This window comes from Nocardioides jensenii JCM 1364 = NBRC 14755 (assembly GCF_001552535.1).
In the GTDB taxonomy this organism is placed as follows: domain Bacteria; phylum Actinomycetota; class Actinomycetes; order Propionibacteriales; family Nocardioidaceae; genus Nocardioides; species Nocardioides jensenii.
The window spans coordinates 1-16,338 of the sequence record NZ_BCRJ01000092.1 but is presented as its reverse complement, the minus strand read 5'-3'; the positions used below and the strand labels follow the sequence as shown (position 1 = coordinate 16,338).

Annotated in this window: 17 protein-coding genes; 5 read left to right on the top strand and 12 right to left on the bottom strand. The window is 69.7% G+C overall.

The window, feature by feature from the left end:
• Positions 1–14: 14 nt before the first annotated feature.
• The 5 genes from NJ4_RS19425 to NJ4_RS19405 form a co-directional block, all read right to left on the bottom strand.
• Positions 15–725, bottom strand: a complete 711-nt coding sequence (locus tag NJ4_RS19425) for an NADH-quinone oxidoreductase subunit C (RefSeq protein ID WP_082748909.1) — start codon at positions 723–725, stop codon at positions 15–17.
• Positions 722–1,276 (bottom strand): NuoB/complex I 20 kDa subunit family protein, encoded by a 555-nt coding sequence (locus tag NJ4_RS19420; RefSeq protein WP_067439063.1) that lies wholly within the window; start codon positions 1,274–1,276, stop codon positions 722–724. The genes NJ4_RS19425 and NJ4_RS19420 overlap by 4 nt, the downstream gene beginning before the upstream one ends.
• Positions 1,277–1,366: 90 nt before the next feature.
• Positions 1,367–1,726: an NADH-quinone oxidoreductase subunit A gene (locus NJ4_RS19415; protein ID WP_067439060.1), complete on the bottom strand. Its 360-nt coding sequence runs from the start codon at positions 1,724–1,726 to the stop codon at positions 1,367–1,369.
• Positions 1,727–1,765: 39 nt separating this feature from the next.
• Positions 1,766–3,073: a geranylgeranyl reductase family protein gene (locus NJ4_RS19410; RefSeq protein WP_067439057.1), complete on the bottom strand. Its 1,308-nt coding sequence runs from the start codon at positions 3,071–3,073 to the stop codon at positions 1,766–1,768.
• A gap of 187 nt (positions 3,074–3,260) precedes the next feature.
• Positions 3,261–3,950, bottom strand: a complete 690-nt coding sequence (locus NJ4_RS19405) for a demethylmenaquinone methyltransferase (protein ID WP_067439054.1) — start codon at positions 3,948–3,950, stop codon at positions 3,261–3,263.
• Between the two features lie 143 nt (positions 3,951–4,093).
• On the opposite strand from NJ4_RS19405, the gene NJ4_RS19400 reads away from it, so the two are divergent.
• A complete protein-coding gene (locus NJ4_RS19400) occupies positions 4,094–5,233 on the top strand; it encodes a L,D-transpeptidase family protein (protein ID WP_067439051.1) in 1,140 nt (379 codons plus the stop codon).
• 67 nt (positions 5,234–5,300) lie between these two features.
• Entirely contained in the window at positions 5,301–6,551 is a 1,251-nt protein-coding gene (locus tag NJ4_RS19395) for an isochorismate synthase (protein WP_067439048.1), read from the top strand.
• A gap of 55 nt (positions 6,552–6,606) precedes the next feature.
• On the opposite strand, the gene NJ4_RS19390 is transcribed toward NJ4_RS19395, so the two are convergent.
• Positions 6,607–7,506, bottom strand: coding sequence for an NAD(P)/FAD-dependent oxidoreductase (locus NJ4_RS19390; RefSeq protein WP_067439045.1), 900 nt, complete (start codon positions 7,504–7,506; stop codon positions 6,607–6,609).
• A gap of 103 nt (positions 7,507–7,609) precedes the next feature.
• Between NJ4_RS19390 and NJ4_RS19385 the strand changes: the two genes are divergently transcribed.
• Together NJ4_RS19385 and NJ4_RS19380 are read left to right on the top strand one after the other, a co-directional pair.
• The gene (locus NJ4_RS19385; RefSeq protein WP_245644634.1) at positions 7,610–7,984 is read left to right on the top strand and encodes a MerR family transcriptional regulator; all 375 of its coding nucleotides are present in this window, start codon (positions 7,610–7,612) and stop codon (positions 7,982–7,984) included.
• 2 nt (positions 7,985–7,986) lie between these two features.
• Positions 7,987–8,841, top strand: coding sequence for an NmrA family NAD(P)-binding protein (locus NJ4_RS19380; RefSeq protein ID WP_157551231.1), 855 nt, complete (start codon positions 7,987–7,989; stop codon positions 8,839–8,841).
• A 19-nt stretch (positions 8,842–8,860) separates the two neighbouring features.
• Here NJ4_RS19380 and NJ4_RS19375 read toward each other — a convergent pair whose 3' ends face one another.
• From NJ4_RS19375 to NJ4_RS19360, 4 genes are all read right to left on the bottom strand, one after another.
• Entirely contained in the window at positions 8,861–9,493 is a 633-nt protein-coding gene (locus NJ4_RS19375; RefSeq protein ID WP_067439039.1) for an MBL fold metallo-hydrolase, read from the bottom strand.
• 176 nt (positions 9,494–9,669) lie between these two features.
• Entirely contained in the window at positions 9,670–11,538 is a 1,869-nt protein-coding gene (locus tag NJ4_RS19370; RefSeq protein ID WP_174524618.1) for a Na+/H+ antiporter, read from the bottom strand.
• Positions 11,539–11,564: 26 nt separating this feature from the next.
• Positions 11,565–12,476 carry a helix-turn-helix domain-containing protein gene (locus tag NJ4_RS19365; RefSeq protein ID WP_067439036.1) on the bottom strand — a complete coding sequence of 304 codons (912 nt, stop codon included), beginning with the start codon at positions 12,474–12,476 and terminating at the stop codon, positions 11,565–11,567.
• A gap of 38 nt (positions 12,477–12,514) precedes the next feature.
• Positions 12,515–13,129, bottom strand: a complete 615-nt coding sequence (locus NJ4_RS19360) for a TetR/AcrR family transcriptional regulator (RefSeq protein WP_067439033.1) — start codon at positions 13,127–13,129, stop codon at positions 12,515–12,517.
• A gap of 107 nt (positions 13,130–13,236) precedes the next feature.
• Here NJ4_RS19360 and NJ4_RS19355 point away from each other — a divergent pair, with 107 nt between their 5' ends.
• Positions 13,237–14,304: an oxygenase MpaB family protein gene (locus tag NJ4_RS19355; RefSeq protein WP_067439030.1), complete on the top strand. Its 1,068-nt coding sequence runs from the start codon at positions 13,237–13,239 to the stop codon at positions 14,302–14,304.
• An 89-nt stretch (positions 14,305–14,393) separates the two neighbouring features.
• On the opposite strand, the gene NJ4_RS19350 is transcribed toward NJ4_RS19355, so the two are convergent.
• Positions 14,394–15,020: a hypothetical protein gene (locus NJ4_RS19350; protein WP_067439027.1), complete on the bottom strand. Its 627-nt coding sequence runs from the start codon at positions 15,018–15,020 to the stop codon at positions 14,394–14,396.
• A 146-nt stretch (positions 15,021–15,166) separates the two neighbouring features.
• A partial coding sequence (locus NJ4_RS19345) for a thiamine pyrophosphate-dependent enzyme (RefSeq protein WP_157551230.1) occupies positions 15,167–16,338 on the bottom strand: 1,172 nt, incomplete at its 5' end.

The window sequence follows — 16,338 nt, the reverse complement described above, 5'->3', positions numbered from 1 at the left end:
GCTTGTCGAAACCATCAGTTGTACGACCTCCGCTGGTCGGGGGGCGGAATCGTGGCGCCCTTGTATTCCACGGGAATGCCGCCCAAGGGGTAGTCCTTGCGCTGCGGGTGCCCCGGCCAGTCGTCGGGCATCTGGATGCGGGTCAGCGCGGGGTGGCCGTCGAAGATGATCCCGAAGAAGTCCCAGGTCTCGCGCTCGTGCCAGTCGGCCGTGGGGTACGTCGCGATGAGGCTGGGGATGTGGGGGTCGGCGTCGGGCACCGAGACCTCGAGCCGCACTCGGCGGTTCCAGGTCATCGACAGCAGGTGGTAGACCGCGTGCAGCTCGCGGCCGTGGTCGTCGGGGTAGTGCACGCCGCTGACACCGGAGCAGAGCTCGAAGCGCAGCGTCGGGTCGTCCCGAAGCTTCTGTGCCACGACGGTGAGGTTGTCGCGGTGGATGTGGAAGGTGATCTCGCCGCGGTGGATGACCACCTTCTCGATCAGGCCGTCGAGACCGTCGGCCACGGTGTCGAACCAACCACCGAAGGGTCGCCGGGCGGCCGGCGGGTAGGCGATCGGAGCGACGAGGCCGCCGTACCCGGAGGTGTCGCCGGTGCCCGTGACCCCGAACATGCCGGTACGCCGGCCGACGGTCTCGACCTCGCCGACGGGGGCCGGCACGTTCTCCGGGGACTGCTCGACCGCCGGCTGCTCGACCTGCTTGTCCTGCTTCTCGTCGCTCATCGCAGCTGGCCCCTCATCTCGGAGGTCGGCAGCGCGTTGAGCGCCTCGGTCTCGAGGTCGACGATCTGCGCGGCCCGGTTGGCACCGAGCTTGGTGTGCTGCACCTGGTCGTGGAGCTTGAGGATCGCGTCGATCAGCATCTCGGGCCTCGGCGGGCAGCCGGGGAGATACATGTCGACGGGGACGACGTGGTCGACGCCCTGCACGATCGCGTAGTTGTTGAACATGCCGCCGCTCGACGCGCACACGCCCATCGCGAGCACCCACTTGGGCTCGGCCATCTGGTCATAGATCTGGCGCAGCACCGGGGCCATCTTCTGGCTGACCCGGCCGGCCACGATCATCAGGTCGGCCTGGCGAGGACTGGCCCGGAAGACCTCCATGCCGAAGCGCGCAAGGTCGTACTTCGGGCCACCGCTGGTCATCATCTCGATGGCGCAGCAGGCCAGACCGAACGTGGCCGGCCAGAACGAGGCCTTGCGCATGTAGCCCGCGACGCCCTCGACGGTGGTCAGCAGGACGCCACTAGGAAGCTTCTCTTCGATACCCATGTCAGATCTCTCCCTCAAGCTGTGAGCGTCGTGAGGTGTGTGCCAGGCCGGCGACCCCCTGAGGGTCGTGAGGTGCGTGCATCGTGAGCCTCAGTCCCACTCGAGACCACCCCTGCGCCATACGTAGGCGTAGGCGATGAAGACAGTGGCGATGAAGATGACCATCTCGGCGAGCCCGAAGAAGGCCATCGCGTCGAAGTGGACGGCCCACGGGTAGAGGAAGATGATCTCGATGTCGAAGACGATGAAGAGCATCGCGGTGATGTAGTACTTCACCGGGAACCGGCCGCCGCCGACGGGCTGCGGGGTCGGCTCGATGCCACATTCGTAGGAGTCGAGCTTGGCGCGGTTGTAGCGGGCCGGGCCGGTCATCGAGCTGACCACGATCGAGAAGATCGCGAAGCCGGCGGCCAGGGCTCCCAACACGAGCACCGGGGTGTAGAGCTCCATCAGTTCCTCCTGGCTTGCAGATCGTGCGTGTCGAGATGATCAAGCATTCGGCGCCACCTTGCTCAGGGCGTTGATGACGCGGTCCATCGCGTCGCCGTCGCGCGGGTCGGTGAGGTTCGCCATCAGCTTCAGCGTGAAGCGCATCAGGCCGGGCCTCGGCAGGCCGTATTTCGTGGCCTGCTTCATGAAGGTCGGGTTGCCGACGAGGTGCGCGAACGCGCGACCGAGGGTGAAGTAGCCGCCGTACGCCGCGTCCAGGGCAGCGGGGTAGCTCTCGAGCACCCGCTCCCGGTTTGCGCCGGGCAGCCGCCCGAGGGCCTGGACGACGACCTCGGCGGCCATCTTGCCGGCCTCGAGGGCGTAGTCGATGCCTTCGCCGTTGAACGGGTTGACCATGCCGCCGGAGTCGCCGACCAGCAGCATGCCCCGGCGGTAGTGCGGCTTGCGGTTGAAGCCCATCGGCAGCGCGGCCGACCGGATCGGCGCGGTCAGGTTCTCGTCGCGGAAGCCGAGCTCTTCGGGAGTGTGCGCAAGCCAGCGGCGCATCGACTCCTTGTAGTCCATGTTCTGGAAGGCCGCACTGGTGTTGAGGATGCCGAGCCCGACGTTCGCCGTACCGTCGCCCAGCGGGAAGATCCAGCCGTAGCCGGGCAGCTTGTTCGACGCGTTGGGCTTGCCGTCCCACAGCTCGAGCCACGACTCCATGTAGTCGTCGTCGTGCATCGGCGTCTCGTAGTAGGCGCGACAGGCCACGGCCATCGGCCGGTTCTCGCGGCGCTCGATGCCCAGTGCGGTGGCCATGCGGGCGCTGACCCCGTCGCACGCGATCACGATCGGCGCCCGGAACTCCAGCTCGTCGCCGTACTTGCGGCCGCGTTCGTCAACGGACTTGGCGCGTACGCCGACCACCTGGCCGGTGCGCTCGTCGATCACCGGGCCGGTGACCGAGGTGTTCTCACGCAGCCGGGCGCCGGCCTTCTGGGCGTGGCGGGCCAACAGCTCGTCGAGGTCCATCCGGGCGCGGGCCATGCCGAACGGCGGGTAGGTCGTCAGGTCGGGCCAGGGCAGCTCGACGCGGTGGCCGGCGCCGATGATGCGCAGGCCCTTGTTCTTCTGCCAGCCGGGCTCGTCGAGGTCAAAGCCCATCGCCAGCAGCTGCTTGACCGCCCGCGGGGTCAGGCCGTCGCCGCAGATCTTGTCGCGGGGGAAGGAGGACTTCTCCAGCACGAGCACGTCGATGCCGGCGGCAGCGAGGTGGTACGCCGTCGCGGCGCCGGCCGGACCGGCCCCGACCACGATGACCTGCGCCTGCCGTTCCGCTCCGGGAATCAAGGCGGCGGCGGTCATCGGGACTCCCTCTCACGTGTCGAACTGACGGTGGAACTGGTTGCCCATGTGAGATTGTGAAGCACTTCACATGGTGGCCTGCGCCACAGTCTAGGACTCCGCCCTCGTGGGCGAAACCCGGGGGTGAGTTGCCCCGGCACCCCACCTGACCTGCGGATTTAAGTCACATCCACATGGCTTAATTCACTCAGGCGGTCGCGCGGTGCAGCGCCACGATGCCGCCGGTGAGATTGCGGATCTGGCAGTCGCTCCAGCCGGCCTCGGCGATCCAGCGGGCCAGACCCTGCTGGTCGGGCCAGGCCCGGATCGACTCGGCAAGATAGACGTAGGCGTCGGGCGCCGAGGAGACGGCGCGCGAGATCGACGGCAGCGCCTTCATCAGGTATTCCATGTAGACGGTGCGGAACGGCTTGTTCGTCGGGTGGCTGAACTCGCAGACCACGAGGCGCCCGCCCGGCTTGGTGACCCGGCGCATCTCGGCCAGCCCCGCCTTCGGGTCGACGATGTTGCGCAGGCCGAACGAGATCGTCACCGCGTCGAAGGTGTCGTCCGCGAAGGGCAGCTTCATGCCGTCGCCCGCCGTGAACGGCAGGTGGGGCTTGGCCTTCTTGCCCACCTGGAGCATGCCGATCGAGAAGTCGCAGGGCACGACGGTCGCGCCGAGGTCGGCGAACGGCTGGCTCGACGTACCCGTGCCTGCGGCGAGGTCGAGCACGAGCTCGCCCGGCTTCGGGTCGACCGCCCGGATCACGTCCTTGCGCCAGCGACGGTCCTGCCCCATGGACAGCACGTCGTTGGTGAGGTCGTAGCGACGGGCCACCGCGTCGAACATGCGGCGTACGTCGTGCGGGTCCTTGTCGAGTTCGGCTCGGGTCACCCGGCAAACCCTATGCGGCCGGGCGTTCAGAGCCCATCCCGAGGTCACGACGTGGTGACGCTGCAGAAGTTTCGGCAACCAAATGCCGAGTGAATGCGTCAACCCTTGTGACACTGGAAACTTCTCGGACCTTGGAGGACAGCATGAGGGCCCTGCGCATCATCTTGCTCACCGCACTGACCCTGGTGCTGATGTCGGCCACCGCCTACGGCGCCGGCATCGCCGTGCGCCACCTGAACGACGACTCCTCGAGCCCCGGCTCGACGTCGCAGAGCAAGCCCACGGGCGCCGCCACGGACGGGGCCAGCGAGACCCCGGCCGACGACCCGGCCGAGGGCGAGTCCGACGAGCCTTCCGAGGAGTCCACGCCCGAGCCACCGGCCGACGTGCTCTCCCCCGGCGACAAGGGCGAGCAGGTCCGCGAGCTGCAGTACCGCCTCTTCCAGATGCAGTGGCTGCCCGAGAAGACCACCGGTGTCTACGACAAGACCACGAAGGACGCGGTCGCCGGCTGGCAGGCCAAGCGTGGCCTGAAGGCGACCGGCGTGGTCGACGAGAAGACGTGGAACAAGCTGGTCACGATGACCAAGACGCCCACGCACGACCAGAAGTTCAACATCCTCAAGCCCGGCCCGGCCATCCTGGCCTCGGGTGCGACCGGCGACGACGTGCGCGACCTCCAGGCCCGCCTCAAGTCGATCCAGTGGTACGCCGGCCTGGTCACCGGCACGTACGACGCCACCACGGTGGAGGCGATCAAGGGCTTCCAGGAGAAGCGTGCGATCCCGGTGACCGGCGAGGTCGACCAGCGCACCATGGACCGCCTGCACGCGATGACCAGCACGCCGACCCACGACGCGAAGCACAACATCGCCCCGGACCCCGGCACCGCCACCGACGCAGCGCTCGACCCTCGCTGCGCCACCGGTCGGGTGATGTGCATCGACAAGACCAGCCGCACACTGCGGTGGGTCGTCGACGGCAAGGTGCTCAAGACCCTCGACGTCCGGTTCGGCTCGACGATCAACGACACGCCGACCCGTGAGGGCACCTTCAACGTCGGCTGGAAGGACATCGACCACGTGTCCAACGAGTTCGGCTCGGCGATGCCCTTCTCGATGTTCTTCTCCGGCGGCCAGGCGGTGCACTACTCCTCGGACTTCGCGGCCCGCGGCTACTCCGGCGCCTCCCACGGCTGCGTGAACGTGCGGGACTACAACGGGCTCGCGTGGCTCTACGAGCAGGTCAACGTCGGCGACAAGGTCGTCGTCTACTGGTCCTGACCCGACGCCCACGGCGGTCGGCCCGCGAAGACCGGGCCGGCCGCCGCTGGGCGTAGGCTGACGCCTCGTGACCTCCGAACAGGCAGCCGGCGAGCGGCTCGTCGTACGCACCGCCCGCCTCGAGCCCGACACGGTCGGTGCGCTCCTCGACGTCGTCCCCGACGACTCCCCGGTCAGCTGGATCCGCCGCGGCGAGGGCCTGGTCGGCTGGGGCATTGCCGCGCAGGTGCGCACCTCCGGGTCGACCCGGTTCTCCGACGCCGCCAAGTGGTGGGCCGAGATCGTGGCCCGCGCGGAGATCCTCGACGAGGTCAACGAGCCCGGCACCGGCCCGGTCAGCTTCGGCAGCTTCGGGTTCGCCGACGAGCCCGGTGACTCCACCCTCGCGCTGCCCCGTGTCGTGGTCGGCCGCCGTGGCGACCTGGCCTGGGTGACCACCGTCGACTGCGTGGCGCCTGACCTGGCCCCGGCCGACCTCCCCCGAGCACCCGTCGTGAGCTTCGCCGACGGCGCCCGCAACGGCGACGAGTGGATGACGGTCGTCGCCGATGCCGTCTCCAGGATCAACCGCGGTGACCTCGAGAAGGTCGTGCTGGCCCGCGACCTGATCGCCACCTCCGACGTCGACGTCGACGTGCGCTGGCCGTTGCGCCGGCTGGCCGAGACCTACCCGATGTGCTGGACCTTCCACGTCGACGGGCTCTTCGGCGCCACCCCCGAGATGCTGGTCCGCCGTGAGCGCGGCCTCGTCACCTCGCGCGTCCTGGCCGGCACCATCCGGCGTACCGGCGACGACGAGCGCGACCTCGCGCTGGCCGCCACCCTGGCCCGCTCGTCGAAGGACCTCGAGGAGCACGAGTACGCCGTCCGCTCTGTCGCGGAGTCCCTGGAGCCGCACTGCTCGTCGATGAACGTGCCCGAGGCGCCGTTCGTGCTGCACCTGCCCAACGTCATGCACCTGGCCACCGACGTGGCCGGTGTGGTGCACGATGCCGAGAGTGTCTCCTCCCTCGACCTGGCCGAGGCGCTGCACCCCTCGGCGGCGGTCGGCGGCACTCCGACCGACGTGGCCACCGACCTGATCGGCGAGATCGAGGGAATGGACCGCGGCCGCTACGCCGGCCCGGTCGGCTGGATCGATGCAACCGGCGACGGCGAGTGGGGCATCGCCCTGCGTTCAGGCCATGTCGACGGTCCGACGGTCCGGCTCTTCGCCGGCTGCGGCATCGTCGGCGACTCCGACCCCGAGGCGGAGCTGGCCGAGTCCCAGGCCAAGTTCGTGCCCGTCCGCGACGCGCTCACCGCCTCCTCCCGCTGACGAGGTTGAGTGCTGAGGTGGGTGCCCCGGCAGCCACCTCAGCACTCAACCCGGGTCAGTGGGCCAGGAGCTGCTGCACGCAGGCGACGCCGGCCAGCTGACCCGCGGCCGCTGCCGCCAGCACCGAGGCCATCGGCATCGGGAACGCCGACCGGTGGGCCAGGTCGCCGGCCGCGTAGACGCCCGGGAGCGACGTACGGCCGAGGTCGTCGACGGCGATGCAGCCGCTCTCCTGCAGGTCGAGGCCGAGCTGCTCGGCGAACGGCGCCGACTGCACGAGCTTGCCGGTGCCGACGAAGAGTCCAGCGACGGTGACGTCGTCCGCGCCGTCCAGCTCGACGCGCACCTCGTCACCGGCACGGGTCGCGCCGAGCACCGGCTCCGGTCGGATGCTCACCCCGAGCCCGTCGAGGAGCGCGGCGTCGTCGACCGACACCTCGGCGCCCTCGGTGAAGACGGTCACCGAGTCGCCGATCGGGGCGAGCAGTGCGGCGAGGTGCAGCACGGCCGGCGGCCCGGCGAGGACGCCGATCGCGCGGCCGGTCAGCTCGTGGCCGTGGCAGAACGGGCAGCCGTAGGCCAGCTCGCCCCAGATCTCACTCAACCCCGGAGCTGCCGGCAGCTGGTCGCGGACCCCGGTGGCCAGGATGACCAGCCGGCTCTCGAGGTCGCCGTCGGCCGTCGTCACGATGAACCGCTCGCCCTCACGGGCGATCGTCGCGACCGCCTCGTCGCGGACCTCGACGGTCTCGTACGCCGCCAGCTCGGCACGGGCCTGCTCGCGGAACTTCTCCGGCGGCATGCCGTCGTTGGTGATGAAGTTGTGCATGTGGGAGACCCGACCGTTGCGGTAGGAGCCGGAGTCGAGGAGCAGCACGGACTTGTGCATCCGGCCCAGGGTGAGGGCGGCCTGCAGGCCGGCGGGTCCGCCGCCGACGATGGTCACGTCATACATGGTGAGTGCCTTTCTCTTGACGATGGACCCCAGCCTGTGACTTCATGTTGACATGAAGTCAAGTCCTCCTTCGACACATCCTGATTCGACGGGTCCGTGGTCGGTGGGCCAGGTCGCCGAACGGTTCGACCTCCCCACCAATGTGCTGCGTCACTGGGAGACCGTCGGCCTGCTCTCGCCGGCACGCGATTCGGCCGACCGGCGCCGCTACGGCCGGGAGGACGTCGTCCGCATCGCGGTGATCCAGCGCAGCAAGGCCGCCGGCATGTCGCTCGACCAGATCGCGGCGCTCATCGACAGCGAGTCGCCCGGGCGCCACACGGTGCTCGAGGAGCACATCGCCGACATCGACCGCACGATCGCGGAGATGCAGATCTCCCGCGAGATGACCGAGCACGCGCTGCGCTGCCAGGCCCACGACATCGCCCAGTGCCCGCGGTTCCGCAGCCACATCGACGACCTGCTGGCAGGATTCTGAGCATGCCCCGCACCCGCGCCACCCTCGCCGTGACCGGCTCGACCGGCGCCCTCGGCGGAGACGTCGCCCGACTCCTGGCCGATCTCGAGCCGCGCCTGATCGTCCGTGACGCCTCACGGGCACCGAGCATCGCGGGCAGCACCCTCGCGGTGGCGTCGTACGACGACCGCGAGGCATCCGCGAGCGCCCTGCGCGGCGTCGACGTGCTGTTCATGGTCTCGGCATCGGAGTCCCGGACACGGCGCGAGGACCACCGCACGTTCATCGCGGCCGCCGCATCGGCCGGAGTCGGACACCTTGTCTACACCTCGTTCGCCGGGGCCGCCGAGGACGCCACGTTCACCCTGGGCCGCGACCACCACGACGCCGAGGCCGCGATCCGCGAGTCGGGGATGCGGTTCACGCTGCTGCGCGACAACTTCTACCTCGACGTGCTGCCGTTCTTCGCCGACGAGTCCGGCGCGATCCGTGGACCGGCGGGGCAGGGACGAGTTGCCGCGGTGGCCCGCGCGGATGTCGCCGACGTGGCGGCCGTCGTACTCGGTGCGCCGGAGGAGCACCTCGACGCGGCCTACGAGCTGACCGGCCCCGAGGCGCTCACCCTCGACGAGGTCGCTGCCCGAGCCGGGACCGTGCTCGGTCGCGACCTGCGCTACGTGGAGGAGACCCTGGACCAGGCCTACGGGTCGCGCCGCGCCGCCTACGACGTCGAGCAGTGGCAGCTCGACGCCTGGGTGAGCACCTACACCGCGATCGCCGACGGCTCCACCGCGCGCGTGACCGACGACGTCGAACGCGTGGTGGGCCGGCCCGCGCGCACCCTCGAACAGGCCCTGGGCCCGGCTCCCGCTGGTTAGCGCGTGGTCATCCCGGTGACTAGAGGTCCTCACCGTCGGCGCGACGCACGTAGGACTGCTCCTCGGGCAGCAGTCGGGCCATGTGACCCTCGAGCATCCCGTGCGCCACGTCGCTGTAGATGCGGTCGTGGATGGCCAGGTTCACCGGCGCACCCACCTCGCGGGTGAAGTCGATCGCCTCGGAGACCTTGAGCCAGGGAGCACTCGAGGGCACGAGCAGGACGTCGACCGGCTGATCGGGCCCGGTCAGCGCGTCGCCGGGGTGGAAGATGCGCGTGCCGCCCGCGGTCAGCAGGTAGCCGCTGTTGAAGAACCGGGGATACTCCGGGTGGATCACGGCGTGCAGCTCGCCGACCGCCTGCACCGGCAGCCCGGCGTCGAACGATTGGCCGGGAGCGACCACGGTGACCCGCTCGAAGACGTCGGGCGCCTCCTCGCGAATCGTCGCCGCCACCGCCTCGATGGTGAAGATCGGCGCATCGGTCGCGCGCAGTCGGGTGAGGTCGTAGTGGTCGGCGTGCTCGTGCGTGATCAGGACGGCGGTGGCACCGTCGACCGCCGACAGGTCGGTGAACATTCCCGGGTCGAGGACCAGGGCCTGGCCGGCCTCCTCGACGCGAACGCAGGCATGGCCGAATTTCGTGAGGCGCATGTGGTCAACCGTAGCGCCGTGCCAGGGAGGACCGGACGGGGGAGACTTCCGGGAAATGCACGACGCACCAACCGGGTCTCGGGTCCCGGTTGGTGCGTCGTTGAAAACTATAGCGCCCCCGCCACAGCACACAAGCGGAATCGAAAAATTGGTGCCAGAGTTTCTGCCGGGGCGGCTCAGCCTGTGACGTGGTGCACGAAGCACCACCGCCAGGACTCCCCCGGCTCGATCGAGCGCATCACCCGGTGGCTGCTCTCCTGGAAGTGCGCCGACGCGTGCCGGCGCGGCGAGGAGTCACAGCAGCCGACGTACCCGCAGTCGAGGCACATCCGCAGGTGCACCCACGACGTGCCCTCCTCGAGACAGCCGGTGCACGCGTCGGGCGTCTGCGGCTCGACCGGTCCGAACTCCCGGGTCAGGTCCTCGCAGCGGTCGCCCACGGCCCGCGCCTCGGACCGGGTGGCACGCACCCGGTTGCCGTCGGCGGTGGCCGCATCGATCATGGACTCCTCGATGTCGAGCATCGACAACACCTCCTGGACCACGTTGTGGGGCACCTGCCCGCCGCTGCGGACCTCGAGCACCTTGGCGCGCTCGGCCCCGATCATCTGCCGTCTCACCCGAGCATAGGTCTGACTGGGCGTCTCGTGGTCGCCGTCGGGGTTGCCGAGCTGCTCCCAGACCGCGAAGTTGCGCTGGTCCAGGCGTGCCTTGATCAGCCCGATCGCGTCGTGCGGATCCTTCTCGTCGGGGTCGATCACCGCGAAACCGGCCTCCGTGGCCTGATGCAGCAGGGTCGCCCTGGCCAACGCGTCCTCGGCAGGGTCGGGCGAGGGTACGCCGAGCCGCCGGGCCACCCAGGGCAGTGAGAGGCCCTGGAGGAACAAGGTGCCGGCCACCACCGTGAAGGCGATCAGGAACAGGATCTCGCGGTTCTCGGTGCCCTCGGGGATCAGGAAGGCCGCGGCCAGGGTGACCACGCCGCGCATGCCGGCCCAGCCGAGCACGAAGGTGCTGGGCCACTGCGTCGAGCGGCGCCCCCGGCCGCGGATGTCGAGCAGCGAGCGCACCGGGAAGACCCAGATCATCCGCAGCACCATCACCGCGAGGAGCGAGCAGCCGCAGATCGCCGCGATCCGACCGGCGGAGAGGTGGCTGGCCGCGACGTCCTCGATGATCCAGCGACCCTGCAGCCCGATCAGCAGGAAGACCGTGTTCTCCAGGACGAAGGCGATCGTGCGCCAGTTCATCCGCTCGGCGATGCGTGACTGCGCGTTCTGCAGCACCGGCGCCTTGTGGCCGAGCAGCAGACCGGCCACCACCACGGCGATCACCCCGCTGGCCCCGATCTCCTCGGCGGCAAGGTAGGCCGCGAAGGGGGTGACCAGTGAGATGCCGGTGTCGAGCAGGGAGTCGTTCACCTGCCTACGCACCTTGGCCACCACGAAGAAGGCGACCAGACCCACCACGACTCCCCCACCGGCGGCCCGCACGAAGTCGAGGCCCACGTCGGAGATCGCGACGGTCCCCGACATCGCCGCGATCGCCATCCGCAGGGAGACCAGTGCCGTCGCGTCATTGAGCAGCGACTCCCCTTCGAGGATGGTCACGACGCGGCGTGGCAGGCCGATGCGTCGGGCCACCGCGCTTGCCGCCACCGCGTCCGGCGGCGCCACGACGGCACCGATGGCGATCGCGATCGCCCATGAGACTCCGGGCAGCAACAGGTGTACGACGACCGCGACGCCGGCCGTGGTGAAGATGACCAGGCCGACCGAGAGCAGCAGGATCGAGCGGCGGTTGGCGTTGAAGTCGACCAGCGACGTGGTGAGCGCCGCACTGTAGAGCAACGGCGGTAACAGGCCGAGCAGGACCACGTCGTGGTGGAGGTGCACCTCGGGCACGTGGGGGATGAAGCTGGCCGCGATGCCCGTCGCGATCAGCAGCATCGGCGCCGGGAAGTCCAGGCGCTGCGCGAGCCCGGTGATGCCCAGGACGGCCACGGCCAGGACGATGAGCTGAAAGGCGATCTCCACGAGCGCCATCATCCACCCGCGGACGGTTGACTGGGTCAGCCCGTGGGCTGGGCCACCCACTTCATCGGGTCGCCCCACCCCAGCTCGGTGACCCCGTGACTGTCGAGGGCCAGGGCAACCAGGGTGCGGCGGTGGGCGGCGAAGGTCAGCACGTGGGCGATCATCCCGCCGTACGTGTAGACCTCCGGTTGCTCGCAGGTCGCGTCGACGAACGTGTCGTCGAGACGGCCGTCGGCCACCACGTCGCGCACGTGCCCGAGGTAGGTCGGACCCTCCTCCGCCAGCCGGGTGCGCATCGAGGTCAGCGACTCGTGCTCCTCCAGCGACCAGTCGTAGTCGCGACTGGCCATGGCGGCGTTCCACATGCCCATCTGGCCGATCAGCCGGGAGAGCAGCGACCTGATGGTCTGCTCGTCCTCGTCGACGGCCAACCCGATCCGCTGGTCGAGCTTTTCGTCGGCGAGCCGCTCGGCCAGCCGCACCATCTCGCCGGTCAGCCAGACGTGGTGCTCCACCATCTTGGTCAACAGGTCCATCGAACTCACCTTGTCTCTCGCCGGCAGCCGCAGGCTCCCCGGCGGGTGGAAGTGAACGCCGCTCGGTGCGGCGATCTGGATGTGACCGGGGCTCCGACGCCAGCCGGACGGGGGCCTGCCGTAGGCCTTGGCGAAGGCCCGGGTGAACGCCTCGTGCGAGCCGTAGCCAGCCTCGACCGCGATGTCGATCAGCGGCACCTTCGTCGAGATCATCCGGTACGCCGCTCGCTCGAGCAGCACCCGTCGACGCAGGGTCGAGGGTGGTTCGCCCGCCACGGACCGGATCATCCGGTCGAAGTGGTAGCGCGAGAAGTGCAGCCTCGTGGCCAGCTCCTCGCCCGTCGCCTCGTGGTCGTCGAGCGCCTCGGTGAGGTGGTCGACGAACTCCACGAACGTGTCGGTTGCGGTCATGCCAGCCATCCTCCGCGGTCCCCGTGCCGGCCGCTTGATCACCCTTGCCGGATCAGTGGGTCGAGCACCACGTGCACGGCCCGGACCAGTCGGTCGACCTCGAACCTCTCCGGGTCCTCGAGCACGAGGCGACCGAAGTGCTCGAGAACGGCCAGGACCGCGTGGGCCAGCACCTCGCTGTCGGCGTCGGGCAGCACCTCGTCGATGAGCCGGGCGACCTGCCCACGGACCAGCTCGCGGTCGGCGTCGATGCGGGTGCGTACGGCGTCCGGGGCGCCGTGCGCGGTGAGCAGGATGGGCCGCCAGGTGACCGGGTCGTCACGCAGCTGCTGCACCATGGTGGCGACCGTGCCGTCGATCAGCTGGTCGAGGTCGCCGGGGTCGGCATGCTCGGGAAGAGCGTTGAGCAGCTGGGCCATCGCCCGCACCTGCTGCCGGTCGAGCAGCGCGATCAGGAGCGGACCGAGGCCGTCGTACGCCCCGTAGACCACGGGCCGGGTGACGCCGGCCTCCTTCGCGATCGCGTCGATCGAGACCCGGTCGTAGCCGTCGCGGTCGATGATCGCGATCGCCGCGTCGAGGATCTGCTCGCGGCGCTGCTCGATCGGCACACGGGCGGCGTACGGCCGGCGCCTCGGAGCGGTCTGGGTCATGGGGGCACCTTAGTTCGCCGAAGGACTTCCCAAATTACTACACATGTGTAGTAATTGGATGGTGAGCGTCGGCACCGATCCCGACGCGCAGTCAGAAGGAGGGCCGGATGGCCATCGCAATGCGCAGGACCACGACCGTCGAACCCCACGAGGACTACGGGTTCTTCGGGCCCGACTCGATGACCTGGAAGGTGTGGAGCTACCCCTCCTCCCTCACCGTGGGCTTCCAGCGGGCCGTCGTCGTCGAGGAGCTCGACCCCGCCCTGATCGCGGCGGTCGACAAGACCCACGACATCTACAAGCGCCCGCGCACCCGCTACGACCGGACACTGCGCTACTTCTCCATGGTCGCCTTCGGTGACTCCCGCTCGACCTCGCAGGTGGCCGACGTCCTGGTCAGGATCCACTCCAAGGCGATCGGCACCGACGAGATCACCGGCGAGAGGTACGACGCGAACGACCCCGAGTCGCAACTGTGGATCCACCTGACCGCGTGGCACTCGATCCTCAAGGCCTATGAGATGTACGGCCCCGGCAAGCTCACCGCCGCCGAGGAGGAGCAGTACTGGGCGGAGTGCAAGGTCGCCGCCGAGCTGCAGACCTGCGACCAGTCAGACATCCCCCGCAACCGCGAGGAGCTGCACGCCTACTACGAGCGCATGCGGCCACAGCTGCTCGGCTCCGACATCGCCAAGCGGGCGATGCACCACCTGCTGAACGCGAAGGTGATGCTGCCGCAGGTGCCGCTGCTGCTTCGCCCCGGGATGCTGGCGGTCAACTCGGTGCTCCGCGCCGCGACGATCGCCACCATGCCGCGCTGGATGCGCGAGATGGGCGACCTGCGCCAGTCACGGGCGATCGACGTGGCCGTGCAGCCGATCATGAAGGCGTCCCTGTGGCTGGTGCAGGTGCATCCCAAGGTCGAGCTCGCGGTGCTCGGGCTGCTCTCACCCGCGACGGTTCCGGTGGTGACACCCGTCCTGCTGGGCGTGCCCCCGACGAACCCGGAGGTGGTCACCCCGACGCAGGCGCGGGAACGCTACGGCTACGACCGACCGCGCGAGGCGCACCGGGAGTGGCGGGCCAAGCAGCACGCGCGCGTCTTCGGTGAGGGCGCGGCGCCGTCGGACGCCGGGCTGGTCGAGTCCCAGGACGTGCTCGGCAGGCTGGGCTGACAGACGGGCTGACGCAGGACGACCAGACGCAGGACGACCAGACGCAGGACGGGCCCGGCCAACCGGCCGGGCCCGTCTGGTGCCGTGACTCAGGCGCAGGTGTGGTCGCCCTGTGTGTTGTCCGCGACCTTGTCACCCTCAAGCCTCAGGGTGCGAGCCCTGGTGCCGTCGGGGCCCACGCAGACGTCCACGGAGCCCGCCTCGACACCGACGACGGTGACCATGAAGGGCGTCGTCTTTCCGGCGTTGCGCTCCACGACGGCGCTGACCCTCTTGAAGCGAGCCGGGGTGGTGGCTGCCTCGAGGTCGCTGAGATCCTCGCCACCCGCGGCCATGGCGGCCTGTCGGGCCTCGAAGAAGCCGGCCACCGCCTTGGCGCTCGGGTCGTCGGAGAAGTCACCGAGGTCGACCGTGACGTTGCCGGCACCACCGCTTCCGACGTCGGACCCGGTGCCGGTGCCTTCATCCCCGGCCGCCTTGTCGTCCGCTGACTCGTCGCCCGCGCCCGCCTTGGCCTTGGCCTTGGCCTCCTCGGCCTTCTCCTTCGCCTTGCCCTTGGCTTCCTCGGCCTTCGCCGAAGCCTTCTCCGACGCCTCTGCCTTGGCCGACGCGGCAGCCTCGGCTGCCTTGTCCTTCGCGTCGTTGCCAGCCTTCTCCGCCTCTGAGCAGCCGGTGAGGCTGACGGCGACGAAGACCGTTGCGGCAATTGCTGACATCACTCGTGTGTGGCGCATTTGCGTCCTAACTACTTGGTGAGTCCCCGAGAGGAGACATCTGTGCACCGGGCGCAACGGGAACAGCACAGCGGCGTTACGCGCGAATGCCACTGACTGAGACATTCTGACTCAGTCAGTGACCAAGTTCATCGCAGCATCCGGATCCGTTCATCCAGTGCACGCCGGTTGTCACGTCGTACGACGACCTCCACCACCTCGACACCACCGTTCGGCGAGGCCAGCGCCTGTTCCAGCTCGGGTAGCGACCCGACCTTCCAGTGCGGGGTGCGGGTGGCGGCGCAGAGGCTGCCCACATCCACTCCGTGCGGCGTGCCGAACAGCTTGTCGTACCGGTCGGTGAACCTCTCGTCGCCCTGTTCCAGCATCGTGAAGATCGATCCGCCGTCGTCGTTGACGACCACGATGGTGAGGTCAGGCCGGGCCTCGTCGGGGCCGATCACCAACGCGTTCGCATCGTGCAGGAACGTCACATCGCCCATCAGGGCAAGGTTCCGGTCGCCGTGCGGTCGCGCCAGCGCCGCACCGATCGCGCTCGAGATCGTGCCGTCGATGCCGGCCAGGCCGCGGTTGGCGATGATCCTGCGCCGCTCCCCCACGGTGTAGGGCCGCGCCATCAGGTCGAGGTCGCGGATCGGGCTCGAGGCGCCCACGAACAACAGCCCGCTGGCCGGTACGGCGGCGCTCACCGCGCGTGCCACGTCGTACGGCGTGGGGCCGGACTCCTCGGCCAGCAGTGTGTCGAGTGCTCGGGACACCCGGGTGTCGGCGGCACGCCACTCCTCCAGCCAGCCCGCGTCGTCCTTGCCGGGCACGGCCAGCGCGACGGCCTCACGGTCGACGGCGAAGGGGCGCTGTGCCCACCACCCGCGCGTGGCCATCGAGACCACCTCGACGTCCTCGCGTTCGAGGAGACGGGTGACCGGACGCGAGAGCGTCGGGTGCCCGGCGACGACGACGCGCTGGATCCGCTGCCCGAGGTCGCCTTCGAGAAGCAGCCGGTAGCAGCGCAGAGCATGGGTGCCGTTGCGGGATCCGCTGCTCGGTTCGGCCAGCAGGGGCCAGTCGGCGCTCTCCGCGAGCACCCGGGCCGGCGGACCGGCGTCGTCCCCGGCGACCACGACGGTGCGCGGCCCCAGGGCCAGTCCTTCGGGGTCGGGTCGCGAGGATCGGCGACGGGTCGACGGAGGAGCCTGCGCGGGGGCCACGCGGTGCCACGGTGCGTCGGGGACCAGCGGCGGGGTGAACTGCACGTTGAGGTGCACCGGCCGGCCGCCCTCTCGTCCGGCACGGGGGCCGG

Coding starts and splice junctions, on each gene's coding strand:
- NJ4_RS19350 (WP_067439027.1), bottom strand. CDS start 15,020: ATGTCAGCAATTGCCGCAACGGTCTTCGTCGCCGTCAGCCTCACCGGC.
- NJ4_RS19425 (WP_082748909.1), bottom strand. CDS start 725: ATGAGCGACGAGAAGCAGGACAAGCAGGTCGAGCAGCCGGCGGTCGAG.
- NJ4_RS19370 (WP_174524618.1), bottom strand. CDS start 11,538: ATGGCGCTCGTGGAGATCGCCTTTCAGCTCATCGTCCTGGCCGTGGCC.
- NJ4_RS19365 (WP_067439036.1), bottom strand. CDS start 12,476: ATGACCGCAACCGACACGTTCGTGGAGTTCGTCGACCACCTCACCGAG.
- NJ4_RS19400 (WP_067439051.1), top strand. CDS start 4,094: ATGAGGGCCCTGCGCATCATCTTGCTCACCGCACTGACCCTGGTGCTG.
- NJ4_RS19355 (WP_067439030.1), top strand. CDS start 13,237: ATGGCCATCGCAATGCGCAGGACCACGACCGTCGAACCCCACGAGGAC.
- NJ4_RS19415 (WP_067439060.1), bottom strand. CDS start 1,726: ATGGAGCTCTACACCCCGGTGCTCGTGTTGGGAGCCCTGGCCGCCGGC.
- NJ4_RS19380 (WP_157551231.1), top strand. CDS start 7,987: ATGCCCCGCACCCGCGCCACCCTCGCCGTGACCGGCTCGACCGGCGCC.
- NJ4_RS19420 (WP_067439063.1), bottom strand. CDS start 1,276: ATGGGTATCGAAGAGAAGCTTCCTAGTGGCGTCCTGCTGACCACCGTC.
- NJ4_RS19410 (WP_067439057.1), bottom strand. CDS start 3,073: ATGACCGCCGCCGCCTTGATTCCCGGAGCGGAACGGCAGGCGCAGGTC.
- NJ4_RS19360 (WP_067439033.1), bottom strand. CDS start 13,129: ATGACCCAGACCGCTCCGAGGCGCCGGCCGTACGCCGCCCGTGTGCCG.
- NJ4_RS19375 (WP_067439039.1), bottom strand. CDS start 9,493: ATGCGCCTCACGAAATTCGGCCATGCCTGCGTTCGCGTCGAGGAGGCC.
- NJ4_RS19390 (WP_067439045.1), bottom strand. CDS start 7,506: ATGTATGACGTGACCATCGTCGGCGGCGGACCCGCCGGCCTGCAGGCC.